This window comes from Paracoccus sp. SY (assembly GCF_002901215.1).
Classification (GTDB): Bacteria; Pseudomonadota; Alphaproteobacteria; order Rhodobacterales; family Rhodobacteraceae; genus Paracoccus; species Paracoccus acridae.
Map to the genome: position 1 here is coordinate 1 of NZ_NWMQ01000028.1, position 21,182 is coordinate 21,182.

Genomic DNA, 21,182 nt, shown 5'->3' on the forward strand with positions numbered 1-21,182 from the left:
GCCACCATCGGAACCGCGCGTCCGGCCGTGTTCTACGTCACCATCCAGAACAACGGCAGCACGGATGACCGCCTGACCGGGATCGAAACGCGCGTGGCAGGCATGCCCATGCTCCATGAAACAGTAACGAAGGACGGTGTCGCCAGCATGCCGCATGCGGACGCCATCGACATTCCCGCAGGAAAAACCGTCAGTCTGGCACCGGGCGGGTATCACGGCATGCTCATGAACCTCGAAGCGGAGTTGAAAGGAAGGGGAAAGCTTCCCCGTGACGCTGCAGTTCGAGAAGGCCGGCGAGGTTTCGATCGACACTGAGGTTTTGCCGATCCGGGCACGAGAGGCGGCATGCGGCGTCGCACCCTGATCCTTGGCGGTGCCGGCCTCCTTGCAGCCTTTGGCTTCATGCTGACCCTCGGCGCGTGGCAGAGCGGTGATCTGCCGTGGCAGGAAAAGAAGGCTGCGTCCGCCGCCCGGATACGCGCCGCCGATCCGAGCGCGATGACGTGGCAACTCACCAGCCACGAGGGCGAGCAGGTTGAGCCGCAGGACTGGCTCGGACAGGCGAACCTGGTCTTTTTCGGCTTCACCTGGTGCCCGGACGTCTGCCCGATGACGCTTCTGAACATCAGCGACTGGCTGGAAGAGTTGGGGCCTGACGCCGATCGGTTGGCCGGTCATCTGGTCACGGTCGATCCTGAGCGCGACAATCCCGAGGTCCTGGCAGACTATCTGTCAAACTTTGATCCGCGCATCACTGGCCTGACCGGCACGCCTGCCGAGATTGCCCGCGCTGCCGAGGCATTTGGCGCGACATACCGGCGCGTCCTCCGGCAAGACGGCGATTACACGATGGACCACACTTCCGGTGTGCTCGTGTTCCGCGCGGATGGGCGCTTGGCGAGGATCATCGACCTGCATGAAAATCCGCAAGCTGCCGTGCCAAAGATCAGGCAGGCGCTGAAGCAAGAGGGATAGACGATGACAAGATTGACACGACGCACCCTGCTGTGTGCGGCGGCCGCGAGTGCTGTGCCGCAATTTGCCCTTTCTGGCAGTGCGACCACCATCCATGTGGTCGAAGGGACGGGCTGCGAGTGCTGCAAGCAGTGGACCCGCTACCTGCAGGAAAGCGGTTTCGAGGTGACGCATGAGGAGCGCTTCGGCACGCTTCTCATGCAGCACAAGTTGGACTTGGGTGTGCCCATCGAACTCTCGTCCTGCCACACCGGCTCGGTCGGCGGCTACTTCATCGAGGGTCATGTTCCCGCAGCCGATATTCGCAAGCTTCTGCAGGTACGACCCGATGCCCGCGGCATCACAGTGCCCGGTATGCCTTATGGCAGCCCTGGCATGGGACCCGAGACCAAGCGGGATGCCTATGATGTCCTGTTGGTTCGCAAGGACGGCACCAGCGAAGTCTTCACCCATTATCCCGCTGCATAGCTCTTCCCACTCATTCTCAAGAAAAATCTGTTTCCATGTCCATCTTGAACCGCCGCCATGTTTCCCTTGGATTGATTGCCGCTCTTGCTGCCTGCGGGAGGTCGGGATCGAGCAACTGGTCAGGCGATGTTCCTGAGTTCAAGCATTACTTCGGTCCTCCCGTCACACAGATTGTGGTTCAGAAGGCGCAGCGGAGAATGCACCTGCTCAGCGGTCAGACCGTGCTGAAGTCCTATGATTTTGGCCTGGGCAATCAGCCTGTCGGCCATAAGCAGTTCGAGGGTGATGGAAAGACACCTGAAGGGCTTTATTTCGTGGACCGCTTCAACCCGCGCAGCCGATACCATCTGTCAGTGGGCATTTCCTACCCGAATGAGCAGGACAAGGCTTATGCCGCACAGTTTGGCCGCGATGCGGGGGGCGACATCATGTTCCATGGCCGCGGTCCGGAGGGCAGAAAGCTGGCTCCCAAAAATCGGGATTGGACGGCCGGCTGTATCGCACTCACCGATGACGAGATCGAAGATGTTTATGCCATGCTGCAGCTTCGCACTCCGGTCATGATTTACGCCTGATCACAGATACAGATGGCAGGCTCCAAGCTTCAGAGCCTGCCGATTGATGAGCGAGGAATGAGGGCGGCTGCTTTGTGAATGCCGGTATTCTTGAAGCATCTGTTTCATGCAGGTGGTGAAGACAGGGCCGCCTTCACTACAGGGCTGGCTTTTCGCATCCTCACATCGATCTTCGTAAGTGCAAAGAATGATTGGAAAGTCGGCTTAGCGACACGTATCCCAGCTTCGCATCTCACCGCTTCGAGTCCTTCCCGGCAATGTCCGAATGGGGATGGCTGAGCGGACGCCAATGGTATTTGGGACATGCTGTGGTGACCAGACCAGCAGCAGTGAAGCCGATGATAGCGTCCGTCTGGAAAAGCGCGAAGGGAGTAAAAGGAGAATTTGGTGTGAAGAGCAGGGGCCCCTGAACAACGCGTCCGCTTGCGCCTCTAGAACACAGGCAAGCAGTAGCCAGAAGCACCTACTTCTTGCCTCGTATTCAATAATGGTCATATTGAAGACGTGATCAGAAAGGACCTTCCATGGCTCAAACCACAACCATGACCGTGCGGCTCGGCCCGGTACTGAGTGACTTCGTTGCGACCAATGTCGGCAAGGATGGATCCTATGAGAATGTCAGTGAATATGTCCGAGACCTGATCCGCCGCGACAAGGAGCGGGTCGAGACGGAAGCTTTTGTGCGCTTGCAAACCGAGCTCACCCGGGCGTTCGCCGCGCCTGAGAACAGCTATGGACCCCTGACGGCAGCTGAGGTGATCGCGCGCAACAAGGGCTGATCATGGCCGCTGTTCGCATTCAAGAGGCCGCATCACTGCGGTTGGACGACATCTATCGCTATACCCGTGAACGCTGGGGCGAACCGCCAGCCGATGATTATCTCGTTGGGCTTTTCGAAGCGTTCGAGCGGATCGAGGCTCATGGGGTTGCCTCACGCCCGATCCCGGCCGAGTTCGGCGTGAACGGCTTCTTCTTCCGCTACGAGCACCACTTCGTCTACTGGTGCCGATTGTCCAATGGCGACATCGGCATTGTGACAGTCCTGCATGAGCGCATGCACCAGATCGGCCGGTTCGCTGAGGATTTCAGACGCGAGTGACCTAGAGAAGGTTAGCGGGCAACTCAAAGCCGTGACAACTCCTGGTGGCTTAGCGCGACTTAACGAGTTGATCCCGCCGTACCCGGACAGATCATACTGAGCCGCGTGCAAGAGGCTGGCTTGGTATCGGAACATGAAAATCATTCAAGATACTGATAAAACTTCATAATCTTCATTATCACTATAGGTAGTGGCTACCGGGGGACGCGCTATCCTGAAATGCGACTTTCTGTGCTCAACAATGAGTGGCACATTCCAATCTGGAACGCATCACACGATAGTTTCGAGGAGCATGTGATGCGCCCTTTTGCCAAGCCTGCTGCCAGGTCTTTCAAGCGTTAGCGTCCGGAACGCTCCAGCCGGGCAAGGTCGCGCAGGCGGGACTGTGATATTTCTCCCTCCGCAACAGTCCTACCGACCACGAGGCTCGGTGTGCCGACAAAGGAAAAAAGTCGCGCAAGCGCGCGCGCGCGGTCCAGCGAGGCCGTGACGGCATCTGCCTGCATGTCCTGCTCCATCCAGGACCAGGACAGGCCTACATCTTCCGCGATGCGACGCAAGAACTGCGGCGTCACCTGCCCTGGAGTTCGCAGCAGCCTGCTGTGTAGCTTGTCAGTATCGCCCTGCATCTCTGCTGCCAGCGAGGCTCGGGCGGCCACTAGGGAGGCTTCCCCGAAGATCGGCCAATGCTGACGCGTCACGACGATTTCCGAAGCAGCGGCAAGCTCCGTCAGATGGGCTGAGAGCACGCGGCAATAAGGGCAGTAGTAGTCGAAGAAGTATGCCACGGGGGTAGTACTCCTGCCGACATCCATAGCTTTGAACAAGTACCTTTCAGGCGCAGCTTTGACCTGCTGCATCAGTCCCGCTGGCAGAGGCTCGACAGGCATAAGTCCTGACATGAAGTCGAAGCTTCCGCTCCCTGGCGAACTTGTTCTGGCGGAGGATGAGAGGGTGCGAAAGCCCGGAACCTGCTGCAGCGGGCTGAACTCAAATCCATCAAGTTGGGCAGCTATCTGCGGGACAAGACGAAACGCTCCGACCCAGACAGCCAGTCCGCCAGCTAGGACGAGAAGTTGTCGGCGGTTTGCCATGGGACCCTTTATTGCTCATGTGTTCGCTGGTTCAATTCAACGGGTCTTTTGGCAGTCTCAGGCCGTCCGCGGGCGCCCTCTTTTGTCGGCCGCCGCGCCATACGTCCGATATTGACGGGCAACGCCACCCCCAGACTATTGCAGCCTTATGATAGTCGATCTCAGGGCAATATCCTTATGGGGGTGCCCGGCTGAAGCATCGCATAGATGTCTTCTATTTCGTCGTCCGTGACGGCAATGCATCCTGCGGTCCAATCGCGGTTTTGCGGCGCAAGCCTGTTTCCGTCCGGTCCCCTGCCATGGATCATGATATCGCCGCCCGGATCTTGGTTGCTGGCGGCGGCATGGGCTTTGTCCCACTTATCAGGATAGGAAATACCAATAGACAGATGATAGCTGCTTCGAGGGTTGAAGCGGTCAAGGTAATAAAGTCCTTCGGGCGTCTTGCCGTCCCCCTCGAATTGCTTGTGACCAATCGGCTCGTTGCCAAGGCCGACCTGGTAGGACTTCAGAACGGTGTCCCCACTGAGCAACTGCAGGCGTCGTTGCGCTTTGTAGACTCTCACTTCCGTCACCGGCGGGCCTGCGTATTTCTTGAAGGTCGGCCGGCTTAGAGGTGCTGCGCAGGCGGCCAGCATGATCAGCCCAGACAATGCAAATTGCCGTCTGCCCAACAGCACCTTCATTCAGTCCCCACATCTCTGCTGTGATTTCTTCTCATTGACCGGTCTTATAGAGATGCGCGGCTGATCTGTGCGTCTCAGGATTACCCCATCGTTTCCCGTGCTCGCCGGACCAGACCCTTCAGGTCGTCCAGGCTATATTTCCCAAAGGCGCCCTCGTCGCCCGCGATGAAGGAGGGCGTGCCCATCAGGCCCATGTGTTCAGCCAAGAGGAAGCTGTAGGTGATGTGGCGCTCCACGCGTTCGGACTGGATGTCCTGCTCCAGGCGGGCCCAGTCAACGCCAGCCTTTGCAGCCGCCTGCCGGGCGGTATCGGCATTGGCCTTGCCCTTGATCGAGAACAGGGCCTTGTGCATCTGCCAGTAGCGGCCTTGGGACAGCGATGCGAGAGAGACGCGAGCAGCGTCCTCGGAGTCCGGCCCGAACACCGGCCATTCGCGGAAGACCACCCGCAGGTTCGGATCGGACAGGATCAGGCGATGGATCGGGTCGACCATCTCGCGGCAGAAGGGGCAGTTGTAGTCGAAGAACTCGGTCAGCGTCACGTCGCCGTTGGGATTTCCGAGGACGGGCGCCGTGGCATCACGCTCGAGCGCCTTCCGCAGATCCTCGGGCATGGGATTGTTCCGTTGCGCAAGCGCGACGGTGGGCAAGACCAGCAAACCGGTGCTGGCAACGAGGAAGTTTCGACGGTGCATGCATCATCCTTGAACCAAACGGCGCCATGTGGTGCGCCACGTCATGGAAGGTGGTTGGATCCCCAAGCTTAAGGGGAGCTTAAGAACAGGACCTTTCGTCGAGATCCGACAGCGGGAGGGCAATCGACATCTGCTGTCCTCCTGTTCCTTTACCCACCTCCAGATGTCCGCCCATGCGCTGAACGGCGGCGGCAACGATGGCAAGTCCCAGGCCGCTGCCATGAACCTCGCGGCCCGGACCGCGCCAGAACCGATCGGTGACGCGGTCGCGGTCCTCGGGCCGGATGCCGGGTCCCTGGTCGCGAACCTGGACGGTCACAGATGATCCGTCGCAGGTCGCGATCAGGCGGACGACCCCACCGGCGGGGGAATGCTGGATCGCGTTCTCGACCAGATTGCGCAGGGCGCTGTGAACCAGGATGCGGGACGCATAAAGCGGGGGAAGATTGTCAGCCTCGATCAGCAGGCGTACCTGGCGGACATCGGCCTGATCCTTGGCTTGATCGGCAACATCGGCAAGCAACTCCGCCATGTCCAGACGCTCGACCGACGTCGCGTCCTGATCAATGGCCGTCAGGTCCAGAAGCTGGCGCACCATCCGGTCGGTGCGATCCACCGAGGTGGCGATGGAAGCCAGAGCACGGTCGCGCACCGCCGGGTCGACGGCCATTCGGGCAATCTGCGCATGGGTGCGCAACCCGGCCAAAGGGGTCTTCAGCTCATGGGCCGCAAAGGCGGTGAAGTCCCGCTCAGAGCGCCGGACATTCTCGAGACGATGGAACAGGCTGTTCAGCGCCCGGCGGACGGGGCGGATCTCCCGCGGATCCCGGCCTTCCGGCAAGGGGCGCAAATCGTCGGGCTGGCGTTGGCGCAGGGCGCTTTCCAGATGCGCCAGCGGTGCAAGGCCGCGCCCGACGCTGATCCAGATCAGCAGGGCAAGTGCGGGAAAGATCACCGCCAGCGGCCAGAGAAGCCCTTGCACCACGTCGCTCACCAGACGGTCACGCACCTCCATCCGGTCGCCGACCATGACGCGGACCCCCACGTCGGGATTGAGCACGGTGAAGACCCGCCACGGCTCGCCGTCGATCTGGGTGGTGGCAAAGCCCTCGTCGTCGGAAAGCCTTGCATCCGGCGCGCCCGAGGACGCGCCCAGAAGGTCGCCCTGCAGCGACCAGATCTGGCAGGACAGCTGGCGCGAGTATCCGCCGTCGCTTGGCAGGGCGATCGTGGCCCCGGCTGCGGCGTCGTTCAGCGCAATCCGGCGGTCGGCCATGAGCGAGCTGACCATATTGGCTGCCTCGGACAGGCGGGCATCCAGCACACGCTCGACCTGAGCGCGGGTCGAGATGTTGATCCAGAGGACCGCCGACAGCCAGACCGCAGTGGTGGCCAACGTCAGGATCAGGATGAGGCGAAGACGGATCGACATCAGTCTGCCTTCGTTCCAGACACCGGCATGCAGTAACCCAGACCGCGCACCGTCTCGATCACCTCGCGGCCGAGCTTGGCGCGCAAGTGATGGATATGCACCTCGACCGTGTTGCTTTCGACGTCTTCCTGCCAGCCATAGAGCCGTTCTTCGAGTTGCGCGCGGGAGAGGATGCGCCCCGGACGCTCTGCCAGGGCATGCAGGATGGCGAACTCGCGCCGCGACAGGCGCAGGAGCTGGCCATCTCGTGTCACCGTCATCGCGGCCGGGTCCAGTTCCAGCCCGTTCCAGTTGAGGACGGGTGTGGCGCGGCCGCCCTGCCGGCGCAGCATCGCGCGGATCCGTGCGGCCAGTTCATCGAGGTCGAAGGGCTTTCCCAGGTAATCGTCAGCACCCGTGTCCAACCCGGCGACCCGGTCGCGCACCTGGTCCCGCGCCGTCAGCAGCAACACCGGCAGCATGTTCCCGCCTGCCCGCATCTCGGCCAAGAGGTCGGTGCCCATGCCATCGGGCAGCATGATGTCGAGCACCATGCCAGCGAATTCGCTATGGGCCAGGGCTTCGCGCGCATCGGCAAGTGTCGCGACAGCATCAACGGTAAAACCCGACAGGCCGAGGCCAACCACCAGGCCCTCGGACAGCACCGGGTCATCTTCCACGATCAAGAGCCGCATGGGCATCCTTTCCTGTTCCTCGAGGCCGGGTGTGGCGGGGCAAGCTTAAGACTGGCTTAAGCTGACCTCCTTAGCCGCAACACCATGATGATACGAATCCTCTTGGCGGCACTCACCGCATGGACCATGGCGACAGGGGCGGCACGTGCAGAGCCCGGTCCCCCGCTCGACCCGACAGAAGCCTTCGTTCTGACGATCACGCCCGCCCTCGCTGGGGACCTGCAGGTCTCCTGGGACGTGCAGCCGGGCTATTACCTTTATCGCAGCAAGATTGCCGCCATGGCGCCGGACGGCACCTCCCTCCCCCTCACCCTGCCCGACGGGGAGATCTACGACGACCCATGGCTGGGCCGCGACGAGATTTACCGAACGCCGGTAACCATCACCATCCCCGATCCCCAGGGGCTGACGGTGCTACACTGGCAGGGCTGCCAGCAGGACGGCATCTGCTATGCCCCTCAGCAGGCGGTGCTGGATGCCGACGGCACGATCCGGCCACAGGAGGCTGTCGAGGATGATCCCTTCGCCTCCTGGCAGGCCGAGGGCGGTGCTGAGCAATCGTCCGGTTCGTCGGCTGATGACGCCAGCATACCCCCGCAGTCAGGTCTGACCATCGCGGAGGACCGTGGCCTTGTCGCGGACCTGGAAGGCCGCGGCGGCATTTTGCTGGTCCTCGCAGGCTTCTTCGGCTTCGGCCTGCTGCTGTCGCTGACACCTTGCGTGCTGCCGATGGTGCCGATCGTGGCCGGGATGCTGACCCGGCAGGGACAGGGGCTGACCGCAGGGCGCGGACTGGCCCTCACCGGTGCTTATGTAATCGCCATGGCCACGGCCTTTGGCCTGTTGGGCATCGTGGCAGCCTGGTCGGGCGCGAACCTGCAGGCTGTGCTGCAATCGCCAGCGGCGATCGGGGTCATCGCGGCAATCTTCGTGATGCTGGCGTTGTCGATGTTCGGCCTCTTCGAACTGCAGATGCCCGCCATCTGGCAGGCGCGGCTGTCGCGGGGAACGGGTGCAACAGGCTCCTTGGGCGGCGCGGCAGTGCTTGGCTTCGGCTCGGCGCTGATCGTGGGGCCGTGCGTGACCGCGCCGCTGGCCGGAGCGCTCATCTATATTGCCCAGACCGGGGATGTGGCCTTGGGCGCGGCGGCGCTGTTCGCCCTGGGCCTTGGGCAGGGCGTGCCGCTGCTGGCCGTGGGCGTCTTCGGCCCGCAGATCCTGCCTCGCCGTGGCGCCTGGATGGAGCGGGTGAAGATGGCCTTCGGTATCGTCTTTCTCGCCATGGCCATCTGGCTGGCAGGACGCATTCTGCCTGGACCCATCATCCTGCTCCTGTGGTCGGTGCTGCTGACCGGCTGCGGCGTGGCCTTGGGCGCCCTGGACCGTCTGTCGCCAAGCGCGCCGCGCACCATGCGCGTCGCTGCCGGAACCGGGCTGCTGCTGGTTTTTGCCGGCCTGATCCAGGGCATCGGCGCCGCCTTGGGTGCCGATGATCCGACCCGTCCCCTGGCACCCCTGGCCGGACGCACGACACAAGCACTCGCCGAACCCGTGCCGTTCCAGACCGTGACGAGCCGGACGGCCTTGGAAACTGCTCTGGATGGAACACAGCCCGCCCTGATCTACGTCACCGCCGACTGGTGTGTGACCTGCCGCTCGATCGAGCGAGGGCCCATGTCGGACCATGAGGTGGCAGCCGCGCTCAGCGATCTGGCCCTCATCAAGGTCGATGTGAGCGACTTCAATGCCGAGGCGCAGGCGGTGATGAAGACCCTCGCCGCTTCTGGTCCCCCCACCATGATCTTCGTCGATGCTGCCGGGGCCGAGGCACAGGGCAGCCGACTGATCGGCGATGTGGATACAGCGGATCTGCTAACCTCGATTGCGCAGGTGGCTCCATGAACGCGGTCTCCCTTGGACCTTTCGTTTTCGACGCCTCACGCCTGGCAGCAATCGCGGCTGTCCTGCTGTTCCTGACCGTGAGCAAGATCGCGGCCCGTCGCAAGCGCCAGAAAGGCCACGCCCACGCGATCGAGGCTTGGGCAGGCTGGGCGGTCCTCGCCTGGATCCTCGGCGCACGGTTGGGCTTCGTCCTCACGCATGCGGACGACTTCGCAGCAGCGCCGTTGGATGCGCTGAAGCTGTGGCAGGGCGGTTTTTCTGCCCGCGCCGGCTGGATTGCGGCGGGCGCGGTCCTGGCGGTCGCATTCCTCAAGGGGCGCGGTGCGGTTCTCCGGCCTTTGCTGGTCGCCGCCGCCCTGACGGCCATGGCTCATCAGGCGATCACCGCGGCCCTGCCGCGTCCGCAGATGCGCCTGCCGGTGATGGAGCTTCTGGCTCTGGACGGCAGCCCTGTCCAACTGGCCGGGCAGGACCGGGTGACGGTGGTCAATCTCTGGGCGACATGGTGCCCGCCCTGCCGCCGCGAGATGCCGATGATGACATCCCTGGCAGCCGAGATGCCCGAGGTGTCCTTCGTCTTCGCCAACCAGGGCGAAAGCGCGGATCGCATTCTGGCCTTCCTTGCTGCCGAGGGCCTGCCTGCGGATGGGATGCTGCGCGACCCGCGGGGGCACCTGATGGGCCGGCTGCGGGCCGTGGGCCTGCCCTCGACCCTCGTCTTCGATGCCAAGAGCGCGCTCGTCGCCGCTCAGACGGGCGAGATCTCCGGGCCCGCCCTGCGCGCGCTGATCGACACCGCAAAGGAACAAGAATGATCTATCTGGTAAGAACGCTTCTGGCTGGCTCCGCCTTGCTGGCGCTCGCGGCCTGCGAGACTACCCCACCAGCCCCGGCGGCTCCACCCCCTGCCCCGGCACCTGCCCCGGTCAGTGCGGAAACTGCAGCCCTTTATGCCGCCCAACCCGACGGGGATCTGACGGTCCCTGCCATTCCCGCGCATCTGCTGACCGAAGACAAGGCGCGGCAAGAGGTGGATTACTGGACGGACCAGCCGGTCGGCACGATCATTGTCGATCCCCATGCCAAACGGCTCTACCAGGTCCGGCCGGGCAACAAGGCGATCCGCTATACCGTGGGCGTGGGCGCCGCCGGATACGGATTTACCGGCGAGGCGCATATTCCCTATCAGCGCGACTGGCCCCGCTGGACCCCCACCGACAGCATGCTGGCCGAGAACCCCGAATACTACGGTCCCTCAAAGGGCGGCGTGGACGGCGGGCTGGCAAACCCGATGGGTGCCCGCGCCCTCTATATCCACAACAGCGGCGGCGACACCTTCTACCGCATCCATGGCACGCCCGATCCGCAGTCGATCGGCACGGCCAGTTCGGCTGGCTGCATCCGCCTCTTCAACCAGGACATCATCCACCTGGCCGGGAACACCGACAGCATGACCAAGGTCGTCGTCCTGACCAAGGCGCAGTCGGGCCAAGGCACTACCCCGCCTGCGGCAGCTCAGGCCAAACAGACCTCCGGAGACCCCGCATGATCCTTCACCGCAGAGCCCTTCTGGCCTCCGCCGGCCTCGGCGCCGTTCTGACAACCCTTGGCGGCCTGACCTGGACCCTGTTGCGCCAGCCAGCCGATGGCACCGAGCTGACCCTCAATGACGTCCTTTACGATCCCGATCAGCCGGTGCTGGGCAATCCGGCAGGCGACGTGACCGTTGTCGAGTTCTTCGACTACCAGTGTCCCTTCTGCAAGCGCGGCCATGCCGACCTGATGGCCGAGGTGGAGGCCGACGGCAATCTCCGTTTGGTGATGAAGGATTGGCCGATCTTTGGCGGGGCTTCGGTCCTCGCCTCCCAGCTGGTTCTGGGCGCGGTGGAGGAAGGAGCCTACGCTGCGGCGCAGGCGGCCCTGATGGCCACGCCCGCACGCCTCTCCGAAGACGAGGTCCGCGACACCCTGACAGCCGCGGGGCAGGATCCCGCAGGAATGCTGGCCGCCTACCGGCAGGACCGCGACCGGTGGGACGGGCTGATGGACCACAACAGCCAGCAGGCCGCCGCGCTCGGGTTGCAAGGCACACCCGCTTTCATCATCGGCCAAAATCTTCTGCCCGGCGCCCTCGACCGCGACCGCCTGCGCACAGCCATTGCCGCGGCCCGCGGCAGCGCCTGATCCCCCGTTCACACCCAAGAAGGAGCAGACCATGACCAAAATATCGCGCCGCACCCTCGGCCTGATCGCTCTCGGAGGGCTTGCCGCCCCCAGCCTGGTGCGGGCGCAAGCCGGGCCTGCCCGCAACATGAGCAGCTTCGCCATGCAGCACTGGCAGGACCACTTCGGGGAACTGGGCCTGGGCGCGATTGTCGCTGACACCACCTCGCGCGCGCTGCATTTCTGGTCGGGCGATGGACAGACCTACCGGACCTATCCGACCTCGGTGCCCATTTCCGAGGAACTGACCAAGCGCGGCTACACCGAGATCGTGCGCAAGAAGGAGGGACCGAGCTGGACCCCTACGGCCTCCATGATGGAACGCTTTCCCCATTATCGCCCGGTGGGCCCGGGTCCGGACAATCCTTTGGGCACGCACGCCATGTATCTGTCCTGGCCGGCCTACCTGATCCACGGCACCCATGACACACGCAAGATCGGGCGCCTGTCCTCGGACGGCTGCATCGGACTTTACAACGAGAAGATCGAGGAACTGTTCGGCCTGTGCCCAGTCGGCACTCAGGTGCGGATCATCTGACAGCCCCGCAGCCGGGGCCGAAAGGCCCCGCTGAATCACAGATCCTTGCAGAAGGCTTCATAAAGCGCAGCCATGAGCACTTCCAGGTCCGGATCGGAGATGCGGTAGAAGATGGTCTGGCTTTCGCGGCGGGTGTCGACCATCTGGGCCTCGCGCAGCTTGGCCAGGTGCTGGCTCAGCGCCGACTGGCTGAGGCCCACGGCCTCCTGCAGCGCACCGACCGAGCGTTCGCCCTTGGTCAGTTCGCACAAGATCAGCAGGCGCTTGGCGTTTGCGACAAGCGCAAGTCGCCCGGCCACGTGATCGGCGCGCTCCTGCAGGGCACGGGTCGCTTTAGGGAGATCCATTATATTAGCATTGACTGATTTAGACATGGATAATATATAAGCCACAACGGCGGCTGGGGCAAGCTGCTTTGAGGAAGGAGAACACCAATGGAGATTGGGATCGAAACCGCCTTCACGCCCTGGGCATCCTTGCTGGGCGGGATGCTGATCGGGTTGAGCGCGGTGATGGTGATGGGGCTCTTCGGCCGCATCGCGGGGATCGCGGGCATCACCCAGGGCGCCTTGGCGCTGCCCGGGGCGGCGAAGGACCGTGACTGGCGATGGGCCTTCCTCGCGGGGCTGGTTCTGGCGCCGCTGGCGGTGATGGCTGTTGGCGGGACTGTTGCGCAGACGGTGCCGGAGAACCTGCCCGGCATGGCCGTGGCGGGGCTTCTGGTGGGCATGGGCACGGCACTCGGCTCGGGCTGCACCTCGGGGCACGGGGTCTGCGGGCTGGCGCGGCTTTCGGGCCGGTCGCTGGCGGCGGTCGTGACGTTCATGGCGGCGGGCTTTGCCACCGTTTTCGTGCTGCGCCATATCCTGGGGGGTGCGTGATGCGGGTGCGGTGGGGCTTTCTGTCGGGTCTGGTCTTCGGGCTGGGGCTGGTGATCTCGGGCATGGCCAACCCGGCCAAGGTGCTCAACTTCTTTGACCTGGCCGGGACCTGGGACCCCAGCCTGGCCTTTGTGATGGTCGGGGCCACCCTGACCGCCTTCGTGGGCTACCGTCTGGTCTGGCGGCGCAAGGCGCCGGTGCTGGACCGGACCTTCGACATCCCGAAGAACCGCGCCATCGACAAGCCGCTGCTAGTGGGGGCGGCGCTGTTCGGGATCGGCTGGGGGATCGGCGGCTTCTGCCCCGGCCCGGCCTTCACTGCCCTGCCCCTGCTGGCGCCGGGCACGCTGATCTTTCTGCCCGCGATGCTGGCCGGTCTGTGGCTGGGCGCCCGGATCAAGGCAGGCGGTTCACTGCAAGGAAAAGGAGCAACGTCATGAGTGAGTCAAAACTGAAGCAAAAGGTGGTCCGCCATTCGCCCTCGACCGGCGCGGGCAGCCCCAATGTCTGGGGCATCTACGAGCCTGATACCGGGTCCATCCAGTATATCTGCGCCGATCCTGCAACGAAGAAGGCCGCGCTCATCGACGTGGTCTGGAACCTCGACCCCAAGAACTACCGCTTCTCGACCGAGAGCATGGATCAGGTGCTGGAGGTCGTACAGCAGAACGGACTGACGGTCGAATGGGTGCTGGACACGCATCCCCATGCCGACCATGTGATGGCTTCGGCGCATCTGAAGGAGCGCACCGGCGCACCCACGGCGATTGGCGACAAGGTCCATGACATCGCAGGGCTCTGGGCCGGGCTCTACAACCTGCCCGAGGCTTTCGATCCGGCGCGCGACTTCGACCGCCTGTTCGCCCCTGGCGAGACCTTCCGCATCGGTGAGCTGGAGGCGCGGGTGATGCTCTCGCCCGGCCATACGTTGGGCTCGATCACCTATGTCTGCGGGGACGCGGCCTTCACCCATGACACGCTGATGCAGCCCGATGTCGGCACCTCGCGCGCCGACTTTCCGGGCGGCGATACCGAACAGCTGTGGGATTCGATCCAAGAGATCCTGGCCCTGCCAAAGGACACGCGCCTGTTCGTCGGCCACGACTATGGCACCGACGATCGTGACGAGCCTCAGTGGGAGGCGACCGTGGCCCAGCATCGCGCGGGCAACAAGCACGTGAAGGATGGCACCCGGCGCGAGGACTGGATCAGGAAGCGCAACGAACGCGATGCCACCCTGGCCCTGCCTGACCGGATCCTCGCCGCGCTGCAGATCAACCTGCGCGGCGGGCGCCTGCCCTCACCCGAGGCAGACGGCAACAGCTACCTGAAGATCCCGGTGAACCGCTTTCCCGCACCGCAGAAGAAGGCCAAGACGATGAAGGACCTTGTGGCGGATGCGCAAAGTCGTGTCGCAACCGTACCGCCCGAGCAGGCGGCTCGGGGCGACGGCTCGGCCGCTCTGGTTCTTGATGTGCGTGAGCCGAGCGAACTCGAGACCCACGGGCGCGTTCCCGGCGCCCTGCATGTTCCGCGCGGCCTGGTGGAAAGCCGTGCCGACGTCACCGCGAAGACGGCGGAAGCGCAATTGACCGACCTGCGCGACACCGGCTGCGTCCATGTCCTGTGCGGCTCGGGCGCCCGGGCGACCCTGGCGGCAGACACCCTGCGCGCCATGGGCTACCAAGCCAGCGTGATCGAGGGCGGGTTCGAGGCCTGGAAGGCCAAAGGCCTTCCGGTCGAGACCTGAGCCATGGACAGGCTGGGCCGCTATCTGCCGATCCTGCACTGGGGTCGCACTTATGACCGGCATGCCCTGACCAGCGACGCGGTGGCGGCGGTGATCGTGACGATCATGCTGATCCCGCAGTCGCTGGCATACGCGATGCTGGCCGGCCTGCCGCCGGTGATCGGACTTTATGCGTCAATCCTGCCGCTGATGGTCTATGCCCTGTTCGGCAGCAGCCGCACCCTGTCGGTGGGTCCGGTGGCGGTCGTATCGCTGCTGACCGCCGCCGCCGCGTCCGGCGTGGCGGTGCCCGGCAGCCCGGAATATGTCGCGGCAGCTCTGCTTCTGGCGCTGCTGTCGGGGTTGATCCTGGTCGGCATGGGCATCTTCCGACTGGGCTTTGTGGCGAACCTGCTGTCGCACCCGGTCATCTCGGGCTTTATCACAGCCTCCAGCCTGCTGATCGCCACCGGACAGCTGAAGCACATTGCAGGCATCAAGGCCGAGGGCGCCACCCTGCCCGAGATGCTGGCCTCGCTATTCGAGAACCTGCCTGCAACCCATTGGCCCACGCTGGTGATCGGAGCTTTGGCGATGGCTTTCCTGTTCTGGTCGCGCCGTTCTCTAAAGCCAATGCTGATCCGGCTGGGCGTGCCTCTGTCTGCGGCCGCCCTGCTTGCACGCACCGGGCCGGTCCTGGTGGTTGCGGCTTCCATTGCCGCTGTCATCCTGCTGGAACCGGGGGTTGCCGTCGTGGGGAAAGTGCCACAGGGGCTGCCGCCCCTGTCGATGCCGGTGATCGATCCGGCGCTTTGGACCGCGCTGCTGCCCTCGGCTTTTCTGATTGCCCTGATCGGCTTTGTGGAGTCGGTGTCGGTGGCGCAGACGCTGGCCGCGAAACGCCGCCAGTCGATCAGCCCGGACCAGGAACTGATCGGCCTCGGCATGGCCAATCTCGCTGCGGCCCTTTCCTCAGGCTATCCCGTCACCGGTGGTTTTGCACGGTCGGTTGTCAATTTCGACGCGGGCGCACAGACCCCTGCCGCCGGGGCCTTCACCGCCATCGGCATCGCCCTTGCCTCGCTGTTCCTGACGCCGCTTCTTTATCACCTGCCCATCGCTGTCCTGGCAGCCACCATCATCGTGGCCGTGCTGAGCCTGGCCGACTTCGGTGCCCTGCGGCGAACGTGGAAATACTCCCGCGCGGACTTCTCGGCTCTTGCTGCCACACTTGGGGTGACACTGCTGGATGGGGTCGAAACTGGAATCATGGCGGGCATTGCGGTCTCTGTCCTGCTCCACCTGTGGGCCAGTTCGCACCCGCATGTGGCAGTGATCGGCCAGGTGCCCGGCACGCAGCACTTCCGCAACGTCCTGCGCCACAGCGTCATCTGCACGCCCGAGGTGCTGGGCCTGCGCATCGATGAAAGCCTGTTCTTCGCCAATGCACGCGCCATCGAGAATGTCATCCAGCACGAGGTCGCCGCCCGCCCACAGTTGCGCCACGTGGTCCTGAACTGCGCCGCCGTCAACAGCATCGACGCAAGCGCGCTCGAAAGCCTGGAATTGGTCATGCATCGCTTGTCGGACGCGGGCATTGCGCTGCACCTGTCCGAGGTCAAGGGTCCCGTCATGGACCGCCTGGAACGCAGCGACTTCCTCCACCATCTGACAGGCCAGGTGTTTCTGTCGCATTATCATGCAGTGGAAGCTCTCGCTCCCGAGGTGACATGTACATCCCAAACTGCTCATCCTGCAGCAACGTCTCAGAACGTCGCACTGCAATCTGCAGCACTCTCACCGTGAGTAGGCCCTGAACGTTACGAAGGCGATGATGCGCGTTGAGACTGAAAGCGGTTCAGGAATGCGTAGACAGCCCGCGGGGGCCTATTGCAAGCATCCGTCTGCTGATCAGTGGCCCACCAGTTGCTGAATTGAGCGTCCGAATGGGGATGGTCAAACGGACACTCCACTTGAGGGAGGCGGCACTGCTACGGCCTGCGGCAGACTTCGACAACGAGGCTTCCTACCGCCTGCTGTCAGACAAAGCCGCCAGTGCGCGTTCCAGATCGGCTTCCACATAGGGCTTGATCACCGCAATGGCATTCTCCACCTCGCCTGCCGCTCCTGGATCGCCCGTGACTAGGACCACGCGCAGGTCCGGCATCTCGCGGCGGCAGGCCGCCACGAGTTCTCCGCCGTTCATATCGGGCAGCCCCAGGTCGGTCATCAGAACGTCCAGATCGGGTGACAAAGCAGCCAAGGCTTGCGCCCCTGTCCCCACGGCGGCGACTGAATGGCCCAGCGACTCCAGCATGTCAGCCGTGCCAAGCCGGATCAGGGCGTCGTCCTCGACCAGCAGGATGTGAAGTGCGTCTGCGGGGACAGCTGCTTGCGAGTTGTCTCGGTGCTTATTGCCAGAGGATACCTTCCGGGCGGCGACTGCATTGGCTTGCTGCTGATTGGCCAGCACATGCCGGACCTTGCGGGCCAGCATCTCGCGGGAATAAGGCTTGGGCAGCAGTTCGACCCCAGGATCCAGGCGTCCGGCATGGACAATGGAGTTTTCTGTATATCCTGAGGTAAACAGCACTGCGACGCCGGGTAGTCGTTCCTTGGCCTTGCGCGCCAGTTCCGTACTGCGCAAGGGGCCGGGCATCACCACGTCAGTGAACAGCAGGTCGATGGGCGCGCCACTTTCCACCACAGTCAACGCGCTTGCCGCATCGCGCGCGCGCAAGGTCCGATAGCCGAGGTCTGTCAGGAGCGCCACGGTCGTGTCGCGCACCTCGTCGTCGTCCTCGACCACCAGAACGGTTTCCGTCCCACCCTGCACGGGCAGGCTTCGCAGGTCGGTCAAGACATCCTCGGAGGCCGTGTTCCGCGGCAGATAGATCTTGACCGTCGTTCCGTGCCCGACCTCGCTGTAGATCTTGATATGGCCGTTCGATTGCTTGACCAGGCCGTAAACCATGGACAGGCCCAAACCTGTCCCCTTGTTCTCAGGCTTTGTGGAAAAGAACGGCTCAAACACCTTGTCGAGGATTTCAGGCGTCATTCCTGTGCCTGTATCCGTCACGGCGATTAGCACGTATTGGCCAGCCTCGGCGTCATTGTTGCTCGCGTAAGTATCATCCAGAGAGGCATTGCTCGCCTCGATTGTCAGGCGGCCACGCCCGCCCATGGCATCACGCGCATTGATGGCAAGGTTCAGCACCGCATTCTCGGCCTGATTTGGGTCAATCAGGGTGTTCCACAAACCGCCTGCGATAACGGTTTCCAACTCGATCTCTTCGCCCAAGGTGCGGCGCAGCATGTCGTCCATGCCTTGCAAGAAGCGCCCGACATTGACCACTTTGGGCTCCAGTGGTTGCCGTCGGCCGAAGGACAGCAGCTGCGAAGCGAGCTTTGATCCCCGCGCCACCCCCGCAAGGGCGTTCTGCACCCGCGTCTCCGCCCGTTCGTTGCCCGCGATGTCCTTGGTCAGCAGATGCAGGTTGCCGCTGATCACCTGCAACAGGTTGTTGAAGTCATGCGCCACACCGCCGGTGAGTTGCCCGAGTGCCTCCATCTTCTGGGACCGGCGCAGCTGTTCCTCCAAGGACTTTCGGGTCGTGACATCACGCCCGGCCCCATAGATCCGACCGCTCTCGGGCACGCATGTCCACGAATACCACCGGTATTCGCCCTCTCTGGAGCGCAGCCGCAGGTCGAAGTCACGCAGCGCCTCACCACCGGCCAGGGCTCGAGCGCGTTCCATCGTAGGGATCAGATCGTCGGGATGGATCAGCGCGTCCAGCCTGGTGCCCACCAGATCCTGTGGGGCATGGCCCAAGGCTGTTTTCCAGGCCGGGTTCACGCTTTGGAAGACGCCGTCAAGGGAGCAGATCAGAAACAGATCCTCGCTGATCCGCCAGGTCATGTCGCGCTCATGGGTGCGCGCCTCGACTTGCGCGGCCAAGGTCTCGTTCAGCGCGCGCAACGCCTCCTCGGCCCGCTTTTGGTGGGTGACGTCGTGGCCCTCGGCAAAGATCCCCCTGACTTGGCCCCCATCGTCCAGGATCGGCTGATAGACCAGATTGACAAAGCGCTGCTCGCCTGGCGCACCTGGGCCACGCTGGACCGTGACGGCCATCTCCCTGCCGATGAAGGGTTCGACCGTGTGATAAACGGTGTCCAGAAGCTCGAAATAGCCTTGACCCTCGACATCTGGCAGGGCGTCGCGAATGGACTTGCCTACCAGGTCGCGGTGCCCGACCAGGTCCAGATAGGCCTCGTTTGCAAACTCGAACACATGATCGGGACCTCCCAGCACGCACATGAAGCTGGGCGCATGCTGGAACAGGGCGCGCAGGCGGTCACGTTCCGCGGTGCGCTTGTCGATCTCGGAGCTGAGGGTGGCGTTCGCCTGCTTCAGCGCGGCGGCGGCGTCCTGGCGCATGCGCAATGCATCGGCAAGCGCTTCGGCGCGACGCCGCTCTGACTCGTGAGCTGCCGCGCCGGACAATCCCGCCACGATCTGGCCGGCCACCAGTTTCAGGAAATCGCCATAATCCTTGTCGAAGGGGCGCAGCGGGTTCAGCCCGACCAGCATGGCGCCGAAACTGGCGCCGGTACCTTGTTCGGCCAAAGGAACAACGACAGACCGGGTAGGAGGGCGCTCCCAGGCGTCCTGAGGCAATGGCGCGAGCAAGGGCTGCGGGGCCTTGCTGTCCAGGTCCAGCACCTGGTGTATAACCTGTGGATCGAAGCCATCGGGCAGGCCGGTGGAAAAAGCCGGGCTAGGCGTAGGGTCATCTGCCAGATAGGTCAGTGTGAAAGGGAGGTCTTGGGGGTTCTCGCTGAGGGCCAGACGAGCCGCGGCTAGAACCGAGGCCCGATCCGTTGTCCCCGCAAGCCGGGCCGACAGCACCCGGAGAGTCTCCATGCGCCGTTCGGTGATGACGCGCACCGTTTCCTCGGATACTGCACACAGCAGGCCAGCAGTTTTTCCATCCTCGCCCAGGATCGGGCTGTAGGAAAAGGTGTGATAGGTTTCTTCAGGGTAGCCGTTACGCTCGAGGATCAGGCACATGGCGCGGTCCCATGTCGCCTTGCCGCAGTCATAAACGCTTCGGATCCGGGGTTCGACATCGTCCCAGATCTCGGCCCAGAGCTCGCGCGTCGGCATGCCCAGGGAATTTGGATGCTTGAGGCCCAGCGTCGGCCGATAAGCATCGTTGTACAGGAAATTAACCTCGGGACCCCAGCCCAGCCACATCTCGAAGCGCGAGGTCAGCAGGATGCCGACCGCGACCTTCAGCGGTTGCGGCCATTGCTCGGGATCGCCAAGAGCGGTCTCGCTCCAGTCCTTGGCGCGCATGAGCGCGGCCATCTCGCCGTCGCCGGGAAAGATGCGGCTGCGGTTCGATAAGGTCAGCTCATCCACGCTTTATTCCTCCACGCGCCGTTGTGACGCCGATTGCCTCTAGCACAGACGCCGCGCGATCGACCATGATATACCTCCAGGCAGGAGCCATGGCATTTCAGCCTGGTGGGTCACCAGGAGGACGCGAGCGTCAGCATTCTGGAAGCCAGTCGAATGGTGCTGGGGCAGGGCATACCTCCAGCGCTGCGTTGCCCTCACGCCGCTGGCGTGAAGCCAACTCTGGGCGTAGGATGGTAGCGTACAGGGACAGGTGAGATGCGATGCAACTCCATGCCAGTCAGGTTACGGTAATGCTTCCAGTTCGCAATCTTGCTCGCGCGCGCGCGTTCTACGAACGGGCCCTGGCGCTGCCTGCAGGAGAGGAACAGCCTGATGGAAAGGTGGTCTATCACTGCGGCGGTACAGAGATTGCCCTGTTTCCTAGGCCTGAGGGGACCAAGGCAGAGCATACTGCGCTGAGCTTCAGGGTAAATGACATCCGCGCAGCAATTGGTGAGCTTCAGGCCCGTGGCGTCGTGTTTTCCGAGTATGATCTTCCAGGGTTCAAGACGGTCGAGCATGTCTGCGTGCTAGGTTCCGAAAAGGCCGCATGGTTCACCGATCCGGAAGGCAATATCCTCTGCCTGCACGAGGAGATCCCGCTCCCCTCGGCCTAGCTGGCTAGGCGGACGAGAAATCCTAAGAGGCTCATCCGCCCTGCCGGGGCCCGGCCCAAAATCGCCTGTCATGGCGGCCGAGGTGCTGCGATGCAGACAGAGCGGTCATAGATGGCTTGATTACGAT

23 protein-coding genes and 1 pseudogene are annotated in these 21,182 nt (G+C 63.5%); 17 read left to right on the forward strand and 7 right to left on the reverse strand.

Features of this window, described 5'->3' with window-relative positions:
• The 6 genes from CK944_RS16210 to CK944_RS16235 all read left to right on the forward strand — a co-directional run.
• Window positions 1-315 (forward strand): copper chaperone PCu(A)C (locus CK944_RS16210; protein ID WP_146038684.1); only part of this gene is annotated, 315 nt, incomplete at its 5' end.
• Window positions 316-345: 30 nt separating this feature from the next.
• A complete protein-coding gene (locus CK944_RS16215) occupies window positions 346-975 on the forward strand; it encodes an SCO family protein (RefSeq protein ID WP_103174119.1) in 630 nt (209 codons plus the stop codon).
• A gap of 3 nt (window positions 976-978) precedes the next feature.
• Window positions 979-1,443, forward strand: coding sequence for a DUF411 domain-containing protein (locus CK944_RS16220; protein WP_103174120.1), 465 nt, complete (start codon window positions 979-981; stop codon window positions 1,441-1,443).
• A 35-nt stretch (window positions 1,444-1,478) separates the two neighbouring features.
• Window positions 1,479-2,018 carry a murein L,D-transpeptidase family protein gene (locus CK944_RS16225; protein ID WP_103174121.1) on the forward strand — a complete coding sequence of 180 codons (540 nt, stop codon included), beginning with the start codon at window positions 1,479-1,481 and terminating at the stop codon, window positions 2,016-2,018.
• 524 nt (window positions 2,019-2,542) lie between these two features.
• The gene (locus CK944_RS16230; protein ID WP_103174122.1) at window positions 2,543-2,797 is read left to right on the forward strand and encodes an addiction module antitoxin; all 255 of its coding nucleotides are present in this window, start codon (window positions 2,543-2,545) and stop codon (window positions 2,795-2,797) included.
• Window positions 2,798-2,799: 2 nt separating this feature from the next.
• Window positions 2,800-3,117, forward strand: a complete 318-nt coding sequence (locus CK944_RS16235) for a type II toxin-antitoxin system RelE/ParE family toxin (protein WP_103174123.1) — start codon at window positions 2,800-2,802, stop codon at window positions 3,115-3,117.
• A 338-nt stretch (window positions 3,118-3,455) separates the two neighbouring features.
• On the opposite strand, the gene CK944_RS16240 is transcribed toward CK944_RS16235, so the two are convergent.
• The 5 genes from CK944_RS16240 to CK944_RS16260 form a co-directional block, all read right to left on the reverse strand.
• A complete protein-coding gene (locus tag CK944_RS16240; protein WP_158248027.1) occupies window positions 3,456-3,977 on the reverse strand; it encodes a DsbA family protein in 522 nt (173 codons plus the stop codon).
• A 395-nt stretch (window positions 3,978-4,372) separates the two neighbouring features.
• Window positions 4,373-4,897, reverse strand: coding sequence for a L,D-transpeptidase family protein (locus CK944_RS16245; RefSeq protein ID WP_103174125.1), 525 nt, complete (start codon window positions 4,895-4,897; stop codon window positions 4,373-4,375).
• 80 nt (window positions 4,898-4,977) lie between these two features.
• Window positions 4,978-5,592, reverse strand: coding sequence for a DsbA family protein (locus CK944_RS16250; RefSeq protein ID WP_103174126.1), 615 nt, complete (start codon window positions 5,590-5,592; stop codon window positions 4,978-4,980).
• A gap of 79 nt (window positions 5,593-5,671) precedes the next feature.
• Window positions 5,672-7,024, reverse strand: coding sequence for a sensor histidine kinase (locus CK944_RS16255; RefSeq protein WP_239986107.1), 1,353 nt, complete (start codon window positions 7,022-7,024; stop codon window positions 5,672-5,674).
• Window positions 7,024-7,698: a response regulator transcription factor gene (locus CK944_RS16260; RefSeq protein WP_103174128.1), complete on the reverse strand. Its 675-nt coding sequence runs from the start codon at window positions 7,696-7,698 to the stop codon at window positions 7,024-7,026. The genes CK944_RS16255 and CK944_RS16260 overlap by 1 nt, the downstream gene beginning before the upstream one ends.
• Window positions 7,699-7,782: 84 nt before the next feature.
• Between CK944_RS16260 and dsbD the strand changes: the two genes are divergently transcribed.
• From dsbD to CK944_RS16285, 5 genes are read left to right on the forward strand one after another with little or no spacing between them, the layout of a single operon-like run.
• Window positions 7,783-9,600, forward strand: a complete 1,818-nt coding sequence (gene dsbD / locus CK944_RS16265) for a protein-disulfide reductase DsbD (protein ID WP_239986108.1) — start codon at window positions 7,783-7,785, stop codon at window positions 9,598-9,600.
• Window positions 9,597-10,415, forward strand: a complete 819-nt coding sequence (locus tag CK944_RS16270) for a TlpA disulfide reductase family protein (protein ID WP_103174129.1) — start codon at window positions 9,597-9,599, stop codon at window positions 10,413-10,415. Before dsbD ends, CK944_RS16270 begins: the two co-directional genes overlap by 4 nt.
• Window positions 10,412-11,149 carry a L,D-transpeptidase gene (locus tag CK944_RS16275; RefSeq protein ID WP_103174130.1) on the forward strand — a complete coding sequence of 246 codons (738 nt, stop codon included), beginning with the start codon at window positions 10,412-10,414 and terminating at the stop codon, window positions 11,147-11,149. Before CK944_RS16270 ends, CK944_RS16275 begins: the two co-directional genes overlap by 4 nt.
• Window positions 11,146-11,784, forward strand: coding sequence for a DsbA family protein (locus CK944_RS16280; protein ID WP_103174131.1), 639 nt, complete (start codon window positions 11,146-11,148; stop codon window positions 11,782-11,784). Before CK944_RS16275 ends, CK944_RS16280 begins: the two co-directional genes overlap by 4 nt.
• A 31-nt stretch (window positions 11,785-11,815) precedes the next feature.
• Window positions 11,816-12,361, forward strand: coding sequence for a L,D-transpeptidase (locus CK944_RS16285; protein WP_103174132.1), 546 nt, complete (start codon window positions 11,816-11,818; stop codon window positions 12,359-12,361).
• Between the two features lie 35 nt (window positions 12,362-12,396).
• Here CK944_RS16285 and CK944_RS16290 read toward each other — a convergent pair whose 3' ends face one another.
• Window positions 12,397-12,708: a metalloregulator ArsR/SmtB family transcription factor gene (locus CK944_RS16290; RefSeq protein WP_103174133.1), complete on the reverse strand. Its 312-nt coding sequence runs from the start codon at window positions 12,706-12,708 to the stop codon at window positions 12,397-12,399.
• Between the two features lie 87 nt (window positions 12,709-12,795).
• On the opposite strand from CK944_RS16290, the gene CK944_RS16295 reads away from it, so the two are divergent.
• The 5 genes and pseudogenes from CK944_RS16295 (at window position 12,796) to CK944_RS16310 (ending at window position 16,777) form a co-directional block, all read left to right on the forward strand.
• Complete coding sequence (locus CK944_RS16295) at window positions 12,796-13,242, forward strand: YeeE/YedE family protein (RefSeq protein ID WP_103174134.1); 447 nt, start codon at window positions 12,796-12,798, stop codon at window positions 13,240-13,242.
• Window positions 13,242-13,682, forward strand: coding sequence for a DUF6691 family protein (locus CK944_RS16300; RefSeq protein WP_103174135.1), 441 nt, complete (start codon window positions 13,242-13,244; stop codon window positions 13,680-13,682). Before CK944_RS16295 ends, CK944_RS16300 begins: the two co-directional genes overlap by 1 nt.
• Window positions 13,679-14,593 (forward strand): annotated as a pseudogene (locus tag CK944_RS16305) (MBL fold metallo-hydrolase); the annotation flags it as partial. The gene CK944_RS16300 and the pseudogene CK944_RS16305, both read left to right, overlap by 4 nt.
• Window positions 14,594-14,620: 27 nt before the next feature.
• Entirely contained in the window at window positions 14,621-14,992 is a 372-nt protein-coding gene (locus tag CK944_RS24025) for a rhodanese-like domain-containing protein (RefSeq protein WP_239986113.1), read from the forward strand.
• Window positions 14,993-14,995: 3 nt separating this feature from the next.
• Complete coding sequence (locus tag CK944_RS16310) at window positions 14,996-16,777, forward strand: SulP family inorganic anion transporter (protein WP_103174137.1); 1,782 nt, start codon at window positions 14,996-14,998, stop codon at window positions 16,775-16,777.
• 220 nt (window positions 16,778-16,997) lie between these two features.
• On the opposite strand, the gene CK944_RS16315 is transcribed toward CK944_RS16310, so the two are convergent.
• The gene (locus CK944_RS16315) at window positions 16,998-20,399 is read right to left on the reverse strand and encodes a PAS domain-containing sensor histidine kinase (RefSeq protein ID WP_205049073.1); all 3,402 of its coding nucleotides are present in this window, start codon (window positions 20,397-20,399) and stop codon (window positions 16,998-17,000) included.
• Window positions 20,400-20,659: 260 nt separating this feature from the next.
• Here CK944_RS16315 and CK944_RS16320 point away from each other — a divergent pair, with 260 nt between their 5' ends.
• A complete protein-coding gene (locus tag CK944_RS16320; RefSeq protein WP_103174138.1) occupies window positions 20,660-21,055 on the forward strand; it encodes a VOC family protein in 396 nt (131 codons plus the stop codon).
• Window positions 21,056-21,182: the final 127 nt, after the last annotated feature.

Coding starts and splice junctions, on each gene's coding strand:
- CK944_RS16215 (WP_103174119.1), top strand. CDS start 346: ATGCGGCGTCGCACCCTGATCCTTGGCGGTGCCGGCCTCCTTGCAGCC.
- CK944_RS16220 (WP_103174120.1), top strand. CDS start 979: ATGACAAGATTGACACGACGCACCCTGCTGTGTGCGGCGGCCGCGAGT.
- CK944_RS16225 (WP_103174121.1), top strand. CDS start 1,479: ATGTCCATCTTGAACCGCCGCCATGTTTCCCTTGGATTGATTGCCGCT.
- CK944_RS16230 (WP_103174122.1), top strand. CDS start 2,543: ATGGCTCAAACCACAACCATGACCGTGCGGCTCGGCCCGGTACTGAGT.
- CK944_RS16235 (WP_103174123.1), top strand. CDS start 2,800: ATGGCCGCTGTTCGCATTCAAGAGGCCGCATCACTGCGGTTGGACGAC.
- CK944_RS16240 (WP_158248027.1), bottom strand. CDS start 3,977: ATGCAGCAGGTCAAAGCTGCGCCTGAAAGGTACTTGTTCAAAGCTATG.
- CK944_RS16245 (WP_103174125.1), bottom strand. CDS start 4,897: ATGAAGGTGCTGTTGGGCAGACGGCAATTTGCATTGTCTGGGCTGATC.
- CK944_RS16250 (WP_103174126.1), bottom strand. CDS start 5,592: ATGCACCGTCGAAACTTCCTCGTTGCCAGCACCGGTTTGCTGGTCTTG.
- CK944_RS16255 (WP_239986107.1), bottom strand. CDS start 7,024: ATGTCGATCCGTCTTCGCCTCATCCTGATCCTGACGTTGGCCACCACT.
- CK944_RS16260 (WP_103174128.1), bottom strand. CDS start 7,698: ATGCGGCTCTTGATCGTGGAAGATGACCCGGTGCTGTCCGAGGGCCTG.
- dsbD (WP_239986108.1), top strand. CDS start 7,783: ATGATGATACGAATCCTCTTGGCGGCACTCACCGCATGGACCATGGCG.
- CK944_RS16270 (WP_103174129.1), top strand. CDS start 9,597: ATGAACGCGGTCTCCCTTGGACCTTTCGTTTTCGACGCCTCACGCCTG.
- CK944_RS16275 (WP_103174130.1), top strand. CDS start 10,412: ATGATCTATCTGGTAAGAACGCTTCTGGCTGGCTCCGCCTTGCTGGCG.
- CK944_RS16280 (WP_103174131.1), top strand. CDS start 11,146: ATGATCCTTCACCGCAGAGCCCTTCTGGCCTCCGCCGGCCTCGGCGCC.
- CK944_RS16285 (WP_103174132.1), top strand. CDS start 11,816: ATGACCAAAATATCGCGCCGCACCCTCGGCCTGATCGCTCTCGGAGGG.
- CK944_RS16290 (WP_103174133.1), bottom strand. CDS start 12,708: ATGGATCTCCCTAAAGCGACCCGTGCCCTGCAGGAGCGCGCCGATCAC.
- CK944_RS16295 (WP_103174134.1), top strand. CDS start 12,796: ATGGAGATTGGGATCGAAACCGCCTTCACGCCCTGGGCATCCTTGCTG.
- CK944_RS16300 (WP_103174135.1), top strand. CDS start 13,242: ATGCGGGTGCGGTGGGGCTTTCTGTCGGGTCTGGTCTTCGGGCTGGGG.
- CK944_RS24025 (WP_239986113.1), top strand. CDS start 14,621: ATGAAGGACCTTGTGGCGGATGCGCAAAGTCGTGTCGCAACCGTACCG.
- CK944_RS16310 (WP_103174137.1), top strand. CDS start 14,996: ATGGACAGGCTGGGCCGCTATCTGCCGATCCTGCACTGGGGTCGCACT.
- CK944_RS16320 (WP_103174138.1), top strand. CDS start 20,660: ATGCAACTCCATGCCAGTCAGGTTACGGTAATGCTTCCAGTTCGCAAT.